The 15235-nt window shown below is 61.0% G+C and carries 17 protein-coding genes; 10 read left to right on the forward strand and 7 right to left on the reverse strand.

Features of this window, described 5'->3' with window-relative positions; genetic code table 11:
• The first annotated feature begins 9 nt into the window (after positions 1-9).
• Positions 10-1371 carry an HlyD family type I secretion periplasmic adaptor subunit gene (locus MKZ87_RS05545; protein ID WP_227234785.1) on the forward strand — a complete coding sequence of 454 codons (1362 nt, stop codon included), beginning with the start codon at positions 10-12 and terminating at the stop codon, positions 1369-1371.
• A 141-nt stretch (positions 1372-1512) separates the two neighbouring features.
• Here MKZ87_RS05545 and MKZ87_RS05550 read toward each other — a convergent pair whose 3' ends face one another.
• Both MKZ87_RS05550 and MKZ87_RS05555 read right to left on the reverse strand, forming a co-directional pair.
• Complete coding sequence (locus tag MKZ87_RS05550) at positions 1513-2106, reverse strand: tRNA-uridine aminocarboxypropyltransferase (RefSeq protein ID WP_085703784.1); 594 nt, start codon at positions 2104-2106, stop codon at positions 1513-1515.
• A 4-nt stretch (positions 2107-2110) separates the two neighbouring features.
• Positions 2111-3004 (reverse strand): LysR family transcriptional regulator, encoded by an 894-nt coding sequence (locus tag MKZ87_RS05555; RefSeq protein ID WP_007956593.1) that lies wholly within the window; start codon positions 3002-3004, stop codon positions 2111-2113.
• A gap of 312 nt (positions 3005-3316) precedes the next feature.
• Here MKZ87_RS05555 and speB point away from each other — a divergent pair, with 312 nt between their 5' ends.
• From speB to MKZ87_RS05585, 6 genes are all read left to right on the forward strand, one after another.
• Complete coding sequence (gene speB / locus MKZ87_RS05560) at positions 3317-4267, forward strand: agmatinase (protein ID WP_007956591.1); 951 nt, start codon at positions 3317-3319, stop codon at positions 4265-4267.
• 10 nt (positions 4268-4277) lie between these two features.
• Positions 4278-4700 (forward strand): YybH family protein, encoded by a 423-nt coding sequence (locus MKZ87_RS05565; protein WP_085683062.1) that lies wholly within the window; start codon positions 4278-4280, stop codon positions 4698-4700.
• Between the two features lie 54 nt (positions 4701-4754).
• Entirely contained in the window at positions 4755-6266 is a 1512-nt protein-coding gene (locus MKZ87_RS05570; RefSeq protein WP_011332981.1) for a purine-cytosine permease family protein, read from the forward strand.
• Between the two features lie 79 nt (positions 6267-6345).
• A complete protein-coding gene (locus tag MKZ87_RS05575; protein ID WP_085700669.1) occupies positions 6346-7725 on the forward strand; it encodes a sodium:solute symporter in 1380 nt (459 codons plus the stop codon).
• A gap of 84 nt (positions 7726-7809) precedes the next feature.
• A complete protein-coding gene (locus MKZ87_RS05580; protein ID WP_085703785.1) occupies positions 7810-8535 on the forward strand; it encodes an MBL fold metallo-hydrolase in 726 nt (241 codons plus the stop codon).
• 44 nt (positions 8536-8579) lie between these two features.
• Complete coding sequence (locus MKZ87_RS05585; RefSeq protein WP_007956577.1) at positions 8580-8828, forward strand: hypothetical protein; 249 nt, start codon at positions 8580-8582, stop codon at positions 8826-8828.
• 95 nt (positions 8829-8923) lie between these two features.
• Here MKZ87_RS05585 and MKZ87_RS05590 read toward each other — a convergent pair whose 3' ends face one another.
• Together MKZ87_RS05590 and ptrR are read right to left on the reverse strand one after the other, a co-directional pair.
• On the reverse strand, positions 8924-9052 hold the full coding sequence (locus MKZ87_RS05590; RefSeq protein WP_003184145.1) for a PA1414 family protein: 129 nt from the start codon (positions 9050-9052) through the stop codon (positions 8924-8926).
• Between the two features lie 142 nt (positions 9053-9194).
• Positions 9195-10088, reverse strand: coding sequence for a putrescine utilization regulator PtrR (gene ptrR / locus MKZ87_RS05595; RefSeq protein WP_085703786.1), 894 nt, complete (start codon positions 10086-10088; stop codon positions 9195-9197).
• 104 nt (positions 10089-10192) lie between these two features.
• Here ptrR and MKZ87_RS05600 point away from each other — a divergent pair, with 104 nt between their 5' ends.
• Positions 10193-11374 (forward strand): MFS transporter, encoded by a 1182-nt coding sequence (locus MKZ87_RS05600; RefSeq protein ID WP_085703787.1) that lies wholly within the window; start codon positions 10193-10195, stop codon positions 11372-11374.
• Here the strand turns inward: MKZ87_RS05600 and MKZ87_RS05605 are convergent.
• From MKZ87_RS05605 to MKZ87_RS05615, 3 genes are all read right to left on the reverse strand, one after another.
• Positions 11319-12251 (reverse strand): DMT family transporter, encoded by a 933-nt coding sequence (locus MKZ87_RS05605; RefSeq protein ID WP_085703788.1) that lies wholly within the window; start codon positions 12249-12251, stop codon positions 11319-11321. The two genes, MKZ87_RS05600 and MKZ87_RS05605, sit on opposite strands and share 56 nt — an antisense overlap.
• Before the next feature lie 217 nt (positions 12252-12468).
• Positions 12469-12873, reverse strand: a complete 405-nt coding sequence (locus MKZ87_RS05610) for a DUF2177 family protein (RefSeq protein ID WP_085703847.1) — start codon at positions 12871-12873, stop codon at positions 12469-12471.
• 45 nt (positions 12874-12918) lie between these two features.
• On the reverse strand, positions 12919-13755 hold the full coding sequence (locus MKZ87_RS05615; RefSeq protein ID WP_085700664.1) for a S1 RNA-binding domain-containing protein: 837 nt from the start codon (positions 13753-13755) through the stop codon (positions 12919-12921).
• A 351-nt stretch (positions 13756-14106) separates the two neighbouring features.
• On the opposite strand from MKZ87_RS05615, the gene MKZ87_RS05620 reads away from it, so the two are divergent.
• Both MKZ87_RS05620 and MKZ87_RS05625 read left to right on the forward strand, forming a co-directional pair.
• The gene (locus MKZ87_RS05620; protein ID WP_016985943.1) at positions 14107-14295 is read left to right on the forward strand and encodes a hypothetical protein; all 189 of its coding nucleotides are present in this window, start codon (positions 14107-14109) and stop codon (positions 14293-14295) included.
• A 215-nt stretch (positions 14296-14510) separates the two neighbouring features.
• Positions 14511-15227: a TorF family putative porin gene (locus tag MKZ87_RS05625; RefSeq protein ID WP_085703789.1), complete on the forward strand. Its 717-nt coding sequence runs from the start codon at positions 14511-14513 to the stop codon at positions 15225-15227.
• The last annotated feature ends 8 nt before the right edge of the window (positions 15228-15235 follow it).

Raw genomic sequence — 15235 nt, forward strand, 5'->3', positions numbered from 1 at the left:
AGTTGCCCCATGTCTGCTTCGTCTTCTTCAAAACCGCGCGGTTACTTCGACAGTTTCGGCAAAAGCGCCGAAGCCGAATTCATGCCGGAAACCGCCGGCGCCTCGTTGCAGGACGCACCGCGCTGGTCGCGCATCACCGTGTGGCTGGCGGCAGCGCTGTTGATCAGTGCGCTGGTCTGGGCCAAGTTCGCGGTGCTCCAGGAAGTAACGATGGGCGAAGGCAAGGCGATTCCGTCGAGCAAGGTCCAGGTGATCCAGAACCTCGAAGGCGGGATCGTCACCGAGATCTTCGTGCGTGAAGGGCAAATGGTCAGCAAGGGCGACACCTTGCTGCGTCTGGATGACACGCGGTTTCTGTCGAACAAGGGTGAGAGCGAGGCCGATCGTTATGCCCTGACCGCGCAGGTCGAACGCTTGTCTGCCGAAGCCGAAGGCCGCCCGTTCAAGCTTTCGGACGAGGTGATCGCCAAGGCTCCGCAAGTGGCCGAGGACGAGCGCGCGCTGTATGAACAACGGCAACGGCGGCTGGCCAGCGAGCAGCGGACACTGTCGGAACAACTGAGGCAAAAAACCCAGGAACTGGCGGAGTTTCGCTCGAAAGCCAGCCAGTACAGTTCGAGCCTGGCGCTGGTCAATCAGGAAATGAACATGTCCGAACCGCTGGTCAAGACCGGTGCCGTGTCGCCGGTGGAGATTCTGCGGCTCAAGCGCAGCGCCGTGGAAATTCGCGGTTCGTTGAATGCCACGACCCTGGCGATTCCCCGCGCCGAATCGGCCATCGCCGAGATCCGCAGCAAGATCGACGAATCGGAACAGACCTTCCGTTCCGAAGCGGCCAAGGAGCTCAACGAGAAACGCACCGACCTGTCGAAAATCACTGCGTCGAGCATCGCCATCGACGACCGCGTCAGCCGCACCACCGTGACCTCGCCGGTGCGTGGGGTGATCAAGCAGATGAAGGTCAACACCATCGGCGGCGTGGTGCAGCCGGGCAGCGACATGGTGGAAATCGTGCCGCTGGAAGACAACCTGCTGATCGAAGCCAAGGTCCGGCCGCAGGACGTGGCGTTCCTGCATCCGGGCCAGAAAGCCATGGTCAAGTTCAGTGCCTATGACTACACGATCTACGGCGGGCTCAGCGCCAAGCTTGAGCTGATCGGCGCCGACACCATCACCGACGACAAGGGCAACAGCTTCTACCTGATCCAGGTGCGCACCGACAAAAACCATTTGGGCGGGGATGTGAAACCGCTGCTGATCATTCCGGGGATGGTGGCGACGGTGGACATCATTACCGGGGAGAAAAGCGTGCTGGATTACCTGCTCAAACCGGTGCTCAAGGCCCGGACCGAAGCGATGCGCGAGCGCTGATAATTAACCGGATTTTTGATCGTTCCCACGCTCTGCGTGGGAATGCATCCAGTGACGCTCTGCGTCACCGTCGCGAAGGGACGCGGAGCGTCCCGGGCGGCATTCCCACGCGGAGCGTGGGAACGATCAGGGCGAGTGCGATCAGCCTCCGTGATTCTTTTGGAAAGTCTCCTCCCCCATCGCCGCAATCTGCCCCTCGATCAACGCCTCGAACGGCTTGAGCAACGGCTCGAAAGAGGCTGGTGCTTCCAGCGTCTGCAACGTCTGCACAATCGCCTCAATCGTCGACAACGCCCCCGGCCCCGGTGCCTTGCGCAGCCGATACCGGGAAACCCCGCCCTCGGCCAGCGTCACCCGTGGCAACGCCGCCAGCAGCGGATTGAGGTGCAACATCTTGCGCGCCTTGCGCCACGTGCCGTCCGGCACCACCAGCAGAAGCGGTTCATCGGACGCGGTGTACGCCTGCATCGGCTGCGCATCATCCGCCGGGAACAGCAACCGCGCCTGATAGCCCGGCCGGTTCAGCAGCGCGGGCAGATCCTTGAACACCTCGCCGACAATCAGTTCGGCATTGTTCAAACCGAGCGCCGCCAGCCGTGCTGTGTTGAGCGCGTGGCTGACCTCGCTCGGGTGCTGCAACAGCAACACCCGGGTGCGGCTGTCGAGGCTGGGGATCAGCGGGCACAGGCAATGGGTTTGTGGGCGCAGGCAGCGCGGGCATTGGGGTCTGGACATGTGCTTATGCCTGATTGAGCTGCGCTTTGAGCAGATCGCGGAAAGTCTGGATCAGCGGCTCGCGGCTGCGGCCACGGCGCATGATCATGGAAAACGGCGCCTGATAACCGAAGGTCGCCGGCAGCAGCACCCGCAGGTCGCCCTTGTCGGCCCAGGCCTGGGCGTAGTGCTCCGGCAGGTAGCCGATGTAGGCGCCGGACAGCACCAGAATCAGCTGCGCTTCCATACTTTCTACCGTCGCAGCACTGTGTTTGAAACCGTGGCGCGCCAGTTCGGCCTGGCTCCAGTAGCCCCGACCGACCATGCGTTGCTGAGTGATGACCTGCTCGGGAATCCGCCGCTCGTTGAACAACGGGTGACGGCTGCTGCAATACAGCCAGTGCTGTTCACGGTACAGCGGCATGTACACCAGACCGCTCATGCGTGTGGAGAATGCACCAATGGCCAGATCGAGGCGGTTGTCCTGCACGCCAAGTTGCAGTTCGTAGGGACTCATCACCGACAGATGCAAATGCACCGCCGGGTGTTCCTGGCTGTAGGCGCCGATGGCTTCGGCAAACGGCAGGGCTTTGTCGCTGACCGTGGAATCGATCACCCCGAGGTTGAGCGTGCCGCGCAATTCGCCCTTGAGCGCGGCGGCGTATTGCTCGAAACCTTCGAGTTCGGCCAGCAGGCGCAGGGTTTCCTGATGGAACAGTTCGCCCTTGCTGGTCAGGCTGAAACCGCCACGCCCGCGGTGGCACAGCACCAGACCCAGCGCGGCTTCGAGCTGGCTCATGTAGGTGCTGATCGCCGACGTCGACAGGTTGAGTTCCTGCTGCGCGTTGGCAAACCCCTGATGACGCACGACGCTGACGAAGATGCGCAAAAGTTTCAGGTCGGGTAAAGCGTTGGCCATGTTTACTCCAAGGATCGTTCTGCGTAGATCGTTCCCGTGCTGCGCGTGGGAATGCCGCCTTGGACGCTCTGCGTCCGCTTCACGGCTGTGACGCGGAGCGTCACCGGATGCATTCCCACGAGAGCGTGGGAACGATCAGCGAGAAGTCTATCCACCTCCCTGGCATTAGTTTAGAAAATTCTGAACTAAGTATTTGCCCGTAGCGATTCTTCCGCCGCACTACATTTCGCAGAATCGGCCCACAGCGGTGCCCGTGACCTTGCGAATGCGGCGCGCCGACATAAATAAAACAAAGACGATGAGGCCCTACCCGTGGACAAGATTCTTCACCAACCACTGGGCGGCAACGAAATGCCGCGCTTCGGCGGCATCGCCACCATGCTCCGACTCCCCCATGTACCGACCGCTGCCGGCCTGGACGCTGCCTTCGTTGGCGTGCCACTGGACATCGGTACTTCGCTGCGCCCCGGCACCCGCTTCGGGCCGCGCGACATCCGCACCGAATCGGTGATGATCCGCCCGTACAACATGGCCACCGGCGCTGCGCCGTTCGACTCGCTGTCGGTTGCCGACATCGGTGACGTGGCGATCAACACCTTCAACCTGCTCGACGCCGTGCGCATCATCGAAGAAGCCTACGACAACATCCTCGAGCACAACGTGATCCCGATGACCCTGGGTGGCGACCACACCATCACCCTGCCGATCCTGCGTGCCATCCACAAAAAGCACGGCAAGGTCGGACTGGTGCACATCGATGCTCACGCTGACGTCAACGATCACATGTTCGGCGAGAAGATCGCCCACGGCACGACCTTCCGTCGCGCCGTCGAGGAAGGTCTTCTGGACTGCGACCGTGTGGTGCAGATTGGTCTGCGTGCGCAGGGCTATACCGCTGACGACTTCAACTGGAGCCGCGATCAGGGCTTCCGCGTCGTTCAGGCCGAAGAGTGCTGGCACAAGTCGCTGGAACCGCTGATGGCCGAAGTGCGCGAGAAAGTCGGTGGCGGCCCGGTGTACCTGAGCTTCGACATCGACGGCATCGACCCGGCCTGGGCGCCTGGCACCGGCACCCCGGAAATCGGTGGTCTGACGACCATTCAGGCGATTGAAATCGTTCGCGGCTGTCAGGGCCTCGACCTGATCGGCTGCGATCTGGTAGAAGTCTCGCCCGCTTATGACACCACCGGCAACACCTCGCTGCTGGCCGCCAACCTGCTGTACGAAATGCTCTGCGTACTGCCGGGTGTGGTCCACCGCTGAGGGTCGGGTCATGAACGAACGTGATCAGGTTCTGAAAGCGGCCGCCGATCTGGTGTCCGCCTTCGCCCGCAACGATCGCGAAGCCTACTTCGGCGCGTTCAGCGCCGATGCGAGCTTCGTGTTCTACACCCTCGAACAGCCCCTGCTGTCGCGCGATGCCTATCAGGCGTTGTGGGACAGCTGGCGCGCCGAGGATGGCTTCGAGGTGCTGTCGTGCACCTCGAGCAACGCCTTCGTCAGCCTGCAAGGTGATGTGGCGATTTTCATCCATGACGTGGCCACCGAGCTGCGCATGCAAGGGGAGCAACACTTCAGCCAGGAGCGCGAGACGATTGTTTTCAGAAAACAAGCGTCGAGCCTAGAACAACAAGGCCATTGGCTGGCCTGCCACGAACATTTGTCCGCAATGCCGGAAGGGCTGCCACCCCCTTAGCCAAACAGGTGACGCTCACGCACGATGAGCGCGCCTTTGTGATCGGAGCAGATCATGAATAACAACAACAAAGACCAAAGCCTTACGCAGATTGAAACCCACGGGGTCGAACAGATCCCGGACAACGAACGCACCGCCGGTCCTGTGGACTTGTTCCGCATGATCTTTGGCGGCGCGAATACCTTTGCCACCGCCGTGCTCGGCAGTTTCCCGGTGCTATTCGGCCTGTCCTTTCAGGCGGGCGTCTGGGCGATTGTTTCGGGCGTGCTGCTCGGCTCGCTGATCCTCGCACCGATGGGCCTGTTCGGTCCGCTCAACGGCACCAACAATGCCGTGTCGTCCGGTGCGCACTTCGGCGTGCACGGGCGGATCGTCGGTTCGTTCCTGTCGCTGTTGACCGCCATCGCCTTCTTCTCGCTCTCGGTGTGGAGTTCGGGAGATGCGTTGATCGGTGGTGCGAAACGCCTGATCGGCCTGCCGGAAACCGACCTGACCCTGGGCCTGGCCTACGGTCTGTTCGCGATTCTGGTGCTGACCGTGTGCATCTACGGCTTCCGTTTCCTGCTGTGGGTGAACAAGGTCGCGGTGTGGAGCGCGAGCCTGCTGTTCCTGCTGGGCATCTTCGCCTTCGCCGGTCCCTTCGATTCGCACTACGCCGGCACCGTCAGCCTCGGTCAGCCGGGCTTCTGGGCCGCGTTCATCGGCGCCGCGCTGGTGGCCATGAGCAACCCGATTTCCTTCGGCGCGTTCCTCGGCGACTGGGCCCGCTACATCCCGCGTGAAACTTCGCGTCAGCGGATCATGGCGGCAGTGATTTTCTCGCAGATCGCCACCTTCATCCCGTTCCTGTTCGGCCTGACCACCGCGACCATCGTGGCGATCCAGGCGCCGGACTACATCGCGGCCAACAACTACGTCGGCGGTCTGCTGGCGGTGTCGCCGAGCTGGTTCTTCCTGCCGGTGTGCCTGATTGCGGTGATCGGCGGCATGTCCACCGGCACCACGTCGCTGTACGGCACCGGGCTGGACATGTCGAGCGTGTTTCCGCGCCTGCTGTCGCGGGTCAAGGCGACGTTGCTGATCGGCGTGCTGTCGATCGCCTTCATCTTCATCGGGCGCTTCGCGGCGAACCTGGTGCAGAGCGTGTCGACCTTCGCCGTGCTGATCATCACCTGCACCACCCCGTGGATGGTGATCATGATCATCGGCCTGGTGGTGCGTCGCGGCTTCTACTGCCCGGACGACCTGCAAGTGTTCACGCGCGGCGAGCAAGGCGGACGCTACTGGTTCAGCCACGGCTGGAACTGGCGCGGTCTGGGCGCGTGGATCCCGAGCGCGGCGGTCGGCCTGTGCTTCGTCAACCTGCCGGGGCAGTTCGTCGGCCCGCTGGGTGAACTGGCCGGCGGCATCGACATCAGCCTGCTGGTGACCCTGGGCCTGGCCTCGGTGATGTACCTGATGCTGCTGAGCCTGTTCCCGGAACCGGCGCTGGTCTACGGCCCGAAGGATCCCCGGAGCAAAGGCGCCCATGCGCCGGCTGAAGCGGCGCTGCGTCAGGCCGCCTGAAGAAACGAATCGCCTGTGGGAGTCAGCCTTCTCCCACAGTGTTCCACCTCATAAAAAAGACAATCGGAGACACGCCATCATGGCTTTGGATTTATTCGTCGTCCTCATCTACGCGGCCGGCATGCTCTTGCTCGGCTACTTCGGCATGCGCAAGGCCAAGACCAACGAGGACTTCCTCGTCGCCGGACGTAACCTCGGCCCGAGCCTGTACATGGGCACCATGGCCGCGACCGTTCTCGGTGGCGCGTCCACCGTCGGCACCGTGCGTCTGGGCTACGTGCACGGCATCTCCGGTTTCTGGCTGTGCGCGGCACTGGGTTGCGGCATCGTGGCGCTGAACCTGTTCCTGGCCAAGCCGCTGCTGAAACTGAAGATCTACACCGTTACCCAGGTGCTGGAAAAACGCTACAACCCGATGGCCCGCTCGGCGAGCGCGGCGATCATGCTGGCCTACGCGCTGATGATCGGCGTGACCTCGATCCTCGCCATCGGCACCGTGCTGCAAGTGCTGTTCGGCCTGCCGTTCTGGGTCTCGGTGCTGCTCGGCGGTGGCGTGGTGGTGGTGTACTCGGCCATCGGCGGCATGTGGTCGCTGACCCTGACCGACATCGTCCAGTTCATCATCAAGACTGTCGGCCTGATGTTCATCCTTCTGCCAATCTGCCTGTACCGCGTCGGCGGCTGGGATGAGCTGGTGCTGAAACTGCCGGCGACGGCGTTCAACTTCACCACCATCGGCTGGGACACGATCATCACCTACTTCATGATCTACTTCTTCGGCATCCTGATCGGTCAGGACATCTGGCAACGGGTGTTCACCGTCAAGAACGAAAAAGTGGCTCAGTACGCCGGTAGCCTCGCGGGCATCTACTGCATTCTCTACGGTCTGGCCTGTGCTCTGATCGGCATGGCGGCACACGTACTGATTCCGGATCTGGACAACGTCAACAACGCCTTCGCCGCGATCGTCAAACTGTCGCTGCCGGACGGTATCCGTGGCCTGGTGATCGCCGCTGCCCTGGCCGCGATGATGTCCACCGCCAGCGCCGGCCTGCTCGCCGCGGCCACTACCCTGACCGAAGACCTGCTGCCGAAACTGCGTGGCGGCAAACAGTCGAGCCTGGGTGTGAACCGCCTGTTCACCCTGCTGACCGGTGCCGTGGTCCTGGCCATCGCGCTGGTGGTCAACGACGTGATCAGCGCCCTGACCCTCGCTTACAACCTGTTGGTGGGCGGCATGCTGATCCCGCTGATCGGTGCAATCTTCTGGAAACGCGCAACCACCGCCGGCGCCATCGCCAGCATGGGTCTGGGTTTCGCCACCGCCCTGCTGTTCATGTTCAAGGACGGCCTGGACGCCAACACGCCGATCTACTACAGCCTGGCTGTGGGTCTGGTGAGTTTTGTGGTGGTCAGCCTGATGTCCCGTCGCCCAAACGCGGTGGCCAGCGCGATCTAAGCTGAACACAACGACTTGATGCTTTCTTCGGCGGGTGTGGCGTCGGTTGCCACACCCGTTTTTTTCGTCTGGAGAAAATGCTTGATGAAGATTGTTTCTCGCGATCAGTGGTTCGAAGTGCAAACCCTGAGTGACGGCATTCGGCTGATTCACGAGCCGTACATCCGCCCGTTCTATCGCTGCAACCTGTGGCATGTTCAGGGTCGGGACAAGGATCTGCTGCTCGACAGCGGTTCCGGGCTGGTCAGCCTGCGCGAGCAACTGCCATGGCTGACCGAGCGGCCGCTGGTGGCGGTGGCCAGTCACTGCCATTTCGACCACATCGCCGGGCATCACGAGTTTGCCGAACGGCTGGTGCATCCCGCCGAGGCGAACATTCTGGCAGCGCCTAATGGCGAGAACGATCTGAGCCGGGCCTTCGTCGGCGATGACATGTTCGAAGCGCACCCGGATTGCCCGTTGTGCTACGCCGAATACCGGGTCAAGGCAGCGCCCGCTACCGGGTTTGTCGAGGAAGGCGATGTGCTGGACCTCGGCAATCGCACGTTGCAGGTGCTGCACACGCCGGGGCATTCACCGGGCGGGATCAGCCTCTACGAAGCGGCCACGGAAACCCTGTTCAGCGGCGACATCATTTACGACGGCCAGCTGATCGAAGACGCCTACCACTCCAACCTCGACGACTACGCCGCCAGCCTGCGACGCCTGCAGGCGTTGAAGATCCGCACGGTGCACGGCGGGCACTTCGGCAGTTTCTCGGGAGAGCGCTTACGTTCGATGATTGACGAATGGTTGCGCCGACACGCCTGAGGCCTGCTGTACTCCAGTCAGACCAACAACCATAAATATCTGCCATGAGAAGAGCTGCCGTGCGTGCTGCCGTGCACCGGTTCATCCTGCGCCTGCTGGAAAATCGTGAATTCGACGACAACACCAGCCTCGCGCAGCTGGGGCTGGAAAAAGCGGATATCGAGGATCTGATCTTCCATCTGGAAGATGAATTCGGACTGACGGCCTTCACCGCCGAAGAGGACCGGATGCTCAAGACCGCGAAAACCGCGAATGACCTGAGCCGGTTTCTGATGGAAATCGGGCGTCACTGAAAAAACAAAAGATCGCACCCGGTCGCCACTCCATGGAATGGCGACCGGGTGCGATCTTCTGTCGTTTAAATCCTTTGATCCTTCAAAGCGGGGCATTACCGCCGACGTGGCTGACGCCGACGCTGTTCGTCATCGGTGCGAATCGGGACCGGTTGCAGAGGCGGTTCGATCAAGCCGAGGGCAACACCCAAATCGTGCAGCCAGTTTTGAATTTTCTCTTTCATCGTCATGCCCCCTTCAGGGTGGTGCTGAGCGTCCGGAATTCTGAGGCCGCTTCGCACTGATAATAGTCCGAAGTCCTACGCAATGCTCGGCCAAATCCGCAATGATCTGTTACTGAATTGATCCAAATCCCTGACCGTTCGTTCAAGCCGTTTCCCGCACGTCTTCGCCAGCCACGGGATAGAGCGCCTGCTGCTGTTCGATCCACGCATTGAGGTTGGCCCCAACCATGCCCCGCCGCCACATCAGCCATGTTGTCGCACTGGCAAAAGGCTCGGCCAGCGGATGCACCGCCACGCTTTCGCGCCCCGGCAGGCTGGCGAGCATCGACTCCGACATCAGCGCCACGCCACTGCCGGCAATCACGCAGGCGAGCATGCCCTGATAGGACTCGATCTCCATCGCCCGGCCCATCGCCGCCTGATAGTGGGCGAACCACGCTTCCAGCCGCGCGCGATAGGCGCAGCCATGGCGAAAGGTAAACACCGCCCGCCCTTCAACATCCCTGGCGCTGCGCACCGGCGGGTGATCGGCCTCGCTGATCAGCACCAGCCGCTCATTACACAAAGGCACACCGTCGATCCCGGCCAGTTGCGGCGGGCCGTCCACCAGTGCGGCGTCGAGGCGTCCGGTGAGCAGGCCTTCGAGCAATTCACCACTGGGCCCGGACTGCACCTGAAGATTCACCGCCGGATACTGTTTGTGATAGCGCGCCAGCAACGCCGGCAGATGAATCGCTGCCGTGCTGTACAACGTGCCGAGCACGAAATCCCCCGCAGGTTGCCCGCCCATCACCGCCGCACTGGCCTGATCGCGCAAGGCGAACAGTTTGCCGGTGTAGTCCAGCAGGACTTTTCCTGCAGGCGACAACTGCAAACGCTGACGCTCACGGACGAACAATTCGACACCCAGTTGCTCCTCCAACTGCTTAAGCCGGGTCGACAGGTTCGACGGCACGCGGTGCAAACGTTCGGCGGCGCGGGTGATCGAGCCCTCCTGCGCCACGGCCTGAAAGATCCGCAATTGGCTGAACTCCACAACCTTTCTCCTGAACAGAACAAGTTGCTCACTATTATTCAATTTTAAAGAAAGTCAATCAGTCCTAGCCTGACGGTCATTGAACCACCAACGGAATTCAGACCATGTCCCCGCTGATTCGCTTATCCGCCTGCTTCATCGCCCTGATGATGGCCATGGGCATCGGGCGTTTCGCCCTCACCCCGCAATTGCCGCACCTGCTCAGCGAAGGCCAGATCGACCTGACCGCCGCCGGTCTGATTGCGGCAGCCAACTACCTCGGCTATTTGCTTGGTGCGGTGGATGCGATGTTTTCCCGCCGGCCGGATCAGGTCCAGCGTCGCCTGCACGGCGGTCTGTGGTTGTGCGTGCTGCTGACGCTGGCGTCGTTCTGGGCCAACGGTTTCTGGTCGCACCTGCTGCTGCGCTTCGGCACCGGAGTGGCGAGCGCCTGGGTGCTGGTGATGATTACTGCGTTGAGTCAGCCGCTGGCTGCGGCCACAGGTCGTCCGCGTCTGGGAGCGCTGGTGTTTGCCGGGCCCGGGCTGGGGATTTTTCTGACGGGACTGCTGGCTCTGTTCTCACATCTGGCGCAGCAGACTTCCGCGACTCTGTGGCTGATTTACGCTGCTGTGGCGCTGGGGATGTTGCTGGCGATCGTGCGGATCCTGCCGCAACCGGGCGTCGGTGTGCCGACCGCACCGACCGCCGTGAATTCGTCGAATCGCGGCATCGGGCGCTTGGCGGTGGTGTATGCCTTGTATGGTGTGGGCTACATCATTCCGGCCACGTTTCTGTCGCAGATGGCCAACGCGCAGTTTCACGGGCAATGGCAGGCCGATCTGTTCTGGCCGTGCTTCGGCCTCGCCGCTGCGATCGGGGTTTTGCTGGTGAGTTTGCGTCGGCATGATCCAGACACCACCCGGCACTGGTTGATGGCGACGTTGTGGCTGCAGGCTGCAGGGGTTTTCGCTTGCCTGCTGGGCAGTGGCCTCGGCCTGGCATTGGGCGTGATCCTGTGCGGCACGCCGTTCCTGGCCTGCATGCAACTGGTGATGCAACGCTCCCGGGAACTGGCGCCCCACGCCACCCAGCGCAACGCCGGCCTGCTCACCGCGTGCTTCGCCGTCGGCCAACTCAGCGGGCCGTTGCTGGCGGCGCTCAGCAGCCATTTCAGCGGTGGCCTGCAACCGGCGCTGGTGATCGCCGGCAGCGGCCTGTTGATTGCCGGCGGTCTGGCGTGCAAATCGATTACGGCTGACCGAGGGCTTTGCGCAAACGCCGACGCACCCACTGTTCCGCGCTGACGAAGGTGATGCCGAGCAGCACCAGCACGGCGCCGATGATGAAGTTCAGGCTCAGTTCTTCGCCGAGCAACACCACGCCGAAGGTCACGCCGAACAACGGCGTCATGAAGGAAAACACCGCGAGGTTGGCCGCCAGATAACGGCGCAGTAACCAGAACCAGGTCAGGTAACTGAAGAACGACACGACCAGGCCCTGAAACAGCACGCTGCCCACCGCCACGACGGTCAGGCTGACGTGGGTGATCTGGCCGCTGAGCAGCGCAATCAGCAACAGACCGATGAAACCGACGATCAGTTGATAGAACAGGGTCAGCGTCACCGGAGCCTCCGACAGACGCGAGGCGCGCACCACCACAGTGGTCGCGCCCCAACTGGCGCCGGCCAGCACGCCGAGGGCATCGCCCATCAACATGCGGCGGTCGAGGTTGGCCCACGACACACCGCCGGCAAACGCGATGGCAATGCCGACGAACGCGAGGAAAATCCCCAGCCATTGCACCGGCCGCAGACGCTCGCTGGGCAACAGGAAATGCACGCCAAGCGCGGTGAAGATCGGCGCGGTATAGAGGAACACCGACATGTGCGCGGCGGTGGTCAACTGCAAGCCTTCGGAGATGAACAGGAACTCGAGCCCGAACAAGGCACCGGCCAGCAAGCCGCCGCGCCAGGTCGTGCCGACCTGATCCCAGCCACCCTTCCAGCAGATCAACAGTCCTACCAGCAATGCGGAAATCCCCGATCGCCCCGCCGCCTGCATCACCGGCGCAATGTCGGTCGCCGCCCACTTGATCATCACCTGCTGTACGCCCCAGATCAGGCACAGGCCGATCATCACTTGCAGGGCAAAACCGTCGGCACTGCGCCGACTGACGCTCACCTCGACACCTCGAACACACAAGACATGGCAGTTTTTCCAATGGTCAAACAAAGCCCCGGCTCTTCGTCCGGGGCGAAAAATAGTGAGTGAATTATTAACCAGTCAGCCAGAAAAAGCCGTCTGGAAAAGACATCTGATGCTCCTGCAACGTCAGCGGCGAATGGCTGACGGCTGCACCGTCAATCGCTGGCAAGGCGTCAGTTCAAACAACCAAAAATCAGCGGGTTGATCTGCCAAACCGGCCAGCCACAACAAATCCGACCGAACAAGCCAGCGCCGTGGCAAACGTCCCCCAGGCCCAATCCATCAGCGACACCTGCGCCGACCAGCCGCGCAGCGTCGCCCAGTTGGTCAGGTCGTAAGTGCCATAAGCGACCACCCCTAGCAGCGCCCCCATCCGGGCGGCGCGTTGCCAGGTCAGCGACGGCATCACCACAAACACCACACAGCCGAAAACGTACAGGCAATAAAAAACCGTTGCCGGCACCAGCAACGGTTTATCGAGCATCAGCGAACCGAGCAGTTCGCGATAGGTCGGCGCCATCAACACACCGAGCCAGAGCCCGTCGAGCAAAAGAAACGTCAGCAGCGTGGCGACGTAGGCAATCAGTGCTTTTTTCATCTGCCCGACCTCGAGTAAGCCCATGCAACATGGGCCACGGGAGACTCAGGTTAGTTCAATGCGATCGGCGTGAATGACGATCTTGCCTTCCTTGTACAAGGAACCGATGGCCTTTTTGAAGTTGCCCTTGCTGACACCGAACAGGCTGCTGATCAGCGCCGGATCGCTCTTGTCGCTGACGGCCAGGGTGCCGTTGCTTTCGCGCAACTTGGCGAGGATCTTCGAACTCAGGCTGCTGGCCGCTTCCTGCCCTACCGGTTGCAGGCTCAGGCTGATCTTGCCGTCGGCACGCACTTCCTTGATGAAACCTTTCTCGCGCATGCCGGAACGCATGAACTTGAAGATTTCGTTCTTGTGAATCAGCCCCCAATGCTTGTTGTTGATGACTGCCTTGAAACCCATGTCGGTGGCTTCGGCCACCAGCAGATCAACTTCCTGGCCCACGCTGTAATTGGCCGGGGTCTTGTCCAGATAACGATCCAGGCGCGCGGTGGCGGTGATGCGGCGGGTGTGCTTGTCGAGGTAGACGTGCACCACGCAGTACTCGCCAGCGGTCATCTGGCGTTTTTCTTCGGAGTAAGGCAGCAGCAGATCCTTCGGCAGACCCCAGTCGAGGAACACGCCGATGCTGTTGACTTCAACAACTTTCAAACTGGCAAATTCACCGACCTGAACTTTTGGTTTTTCAGTGGTGGCAATAAGTTTGTCATCGCTGTCCAGATAAACAAAAACATTGAGCCAGTCTTCATCTTCGCTGGGAATATCTTTAGGGATATAACGGTTGGGCAAAAGAATTTCGCCGTCGGCACCGCCGTCCAGATATAAACCGAAGTTAGTGTGTTTAACCACTTGCAAACTGTTGTAACGCCCGACTAAAGCCATTTCCAATACCCTCATTGCGTGGGCGGCATTCTACCCGGTTTTGCCGGGTTCGTTGGTCGCCAGATCGGAGGACCGAATGAAAATCCGTGGGAAGCCTTGATTTTCCTGGATTTCGCGCCGCACATGTGCCATTCGTCAGGCCAGCGTGGCGGCTTTCGCCTGGTCCCGACGTAGCGCGGCATCCTCACATCGAATAAATGTTGTTATTTAAAACAGCGGGTTAGCGGGATATTTCGAATAATTAATCAAGAATAATCCACCTGCCCGCTGGGTTATTCCGGGGGATATTTACCAAGCAATTGTCAACTTATTCCTGTACGATGCCTGGCCGAGTTACTTTTCTACAGGTTAATGGCCGCCATGCGTGTAAAAGCATCCACCAGCAAAGCAAAGCCAGCTCCAGCCGTTGAAACCAGCGAATCGATCAACGATCAGATCGCTGCATTCCTCAAGTCCGGCGGCGAGATCCAGCAAATTGCCAAGGGCGTCAGCGGCCAGACGTTCGGCCCGTCCAAGCAGATCAGCCTGGGCAAGAAGTAACCCCCGCAGCACACCAGTCCAAAGGCGCTTTGAGCTTCGAAGCGTCTGGACCGGATCCCTCGCAAGAACTCTCTGGCGTTTAACCAAACATTCAAAACTACAGAAATCGACGAACGGCCATCGATGCCGATCATTCGCCGGTATCCTTGCACGCGTCTGGATCAAGCGTTTCAGCAGGTTTATCCGCCCTGCGCTCGCTGCTCACGGAGTGACGCATGTTCAAATATTCCTGTTTATTACTTGTAGGCCTGCTGGCGAGCCCTGCGGCGCACGCGCAGATTTTCCAGCGTGAGCTCGGCGATTTCGACCTCAAGCTCGGCACCACGCCCAGCCGCAGCATGGCTCAGGGGCTGGTCAAACCTTCGGCGGTCGGCTCGTTTCACGGCGGCCTGGACCTGAGCCACGACAGTGGCCTGTATGTCGGCCAGTACGCACCGAGCATGGGTCTCACGCCGGGGAAGAATCTCGAAATCGATTCCTACATCGGCTTTAAACAACCTTTCGATCAGACCCTCGGCTACGAAGTCGGGATGATCCATTACAGCTATCCCAAGGTCGACACCCTCGACAGCCAGGAATTGTTCGGTGGCCTGACCCTGCTCGGCAGCCGGATCGGCATCGCCCTGAGCAACGATCCGGATAAACAGAACAACACCCTGTTTGCCGACCTCGGCGGCAATGAGCCGTTCGGCATCGGGATCAGCATGAAATACACCACCCATCAGCTCAACACGCCGGTCTCGGTTGACGGGGGTTATGTCAGCAGTTTTACCGATTGGTCGGTGAAATTTTCCCGCCCGTTCATGGGCATCGACCTTGACCTCATCTACAGCAACTCCAGCCTCAGCGGCAGCGACTGCTCAGCCTATTCCGGGCATAACAGTCAGTGCGACGGGCTGGTCACGCTCAAGGCCGAACGCGCGTTCTATTGATTGGCTGA

The organism is Pseudomonas sp. MCal1, assembly GCF_026341415.1.
Classification (GTDB): Bacteria; Pseudomonadota; Gammaproteobacteria; order Pseudomonadales; family Pseudomonadaceae; genus Aquipseudomonas.

Excerpts from the sequence above, each read along its gene's own strand:
- MKZ87_RS05590 (WP_003184145.1), bottom strand. The coding sequence starts at position 9,052 with ATGAAAGAGAAAATTCAAAACTGGCTGCACGATTTGGGTGTTGCCCTC.
- MKZ87_RS05615 (WP_085700664.1), bottom strand. The coding sequence starts at position 13,755 with ATGGCTTTAGTCGGGCGTTACAACAGTTTGCAAGTGGTTAAACACACT.
- MKZ87_RS05625 (WP_085703789.1), top strand. The coding sequence starts at position 14,511 with ATGTTCAAATATTCCTGTTTATTACTTGTAGGCCTGCTGGCGAGCCCT.
- MKZ87_RS05600 (WP_085703787.1), top strand. The coding sequence starts at position 10,193 with ATGTCCCCGCTGATTCGCTTATCCGCCTGCTTCATCGCCCTGATGATG.
- MKZ87_RS05620 (WP_016985943.1), top strand. The coding sequence starts at position 14,107 with ATGGCCGCCATGCGTGTAAAAGCATCCACCAGCAAAGCAAAGCCAGCT.
- MKZ87_RS05575 (WP_085700669.1), top strand. The coding sequence starts at position 6,346 with ATGGCTTTGGATTTATTCGTCGTCCTCATCTACGCGGCCGGCATGCTC.
- MKZ87_RS05610 (WP_085703847.1), bottom strand. The coding sequence starts at position 12,873 with ATGAAAAAAGCACTGATTGCCTACGTCGCCACGCTGCTGACGTTTCTT.
- MKZ87_RS05550 (WP_085703784.1), bottom strand. The coding sequence starts at position 2,106 with ATGTCCAGACCCCAATGCCCGCGCTGCCTGCGCCCACAAACCCATTGC.
- MKZ87_RS05570 (WP_011332981.1), top strand. The coding sequence starts at position 4,755 with ATGAATAACAACAACAAAGACCAAAGCCTTACGCAGATTGAAACCCAC.
- MKZ87_RS05555 (WP_007956593.1), bottom strand. The coding sequence starts at position 3,004 with ATGGCCAACGCTTTACCCGACCTGAAACTTTTGCGCATCTTCGTCAGC.
- MKZ87_RS05580 (WP_085703785.1), top strand. The coding sequence starts at position 7,810 with ATGAAGATTGTTTCTCGCGATCAGTGGTTCGAAGTGCAAACCCTGAGT.
- MKZ87_RS05585 (WP_007956577.1), top strand. The coding sequence starts at position 8,580 with ATGAGAAGAGCTGCCGTGCGTGCTGCCGTGCACCGGTTCATCCTGCGC.
- MKZ87_RS05565 (WP_085683062.1), top strand. The coding sequence starts at position 4,278 with ATGAACGAACGTGATCAGGTTCTGAAAGCGGCCGCCGATCTGGTGTCC.
- MKZ87_RS05545 (WP_227234785.1), top strand. The coding sequence starts at position 10 with ATGTCTGCTTCGTCTTCTTCAAAACCGCGCGGTTACTTCGACAGTTTC.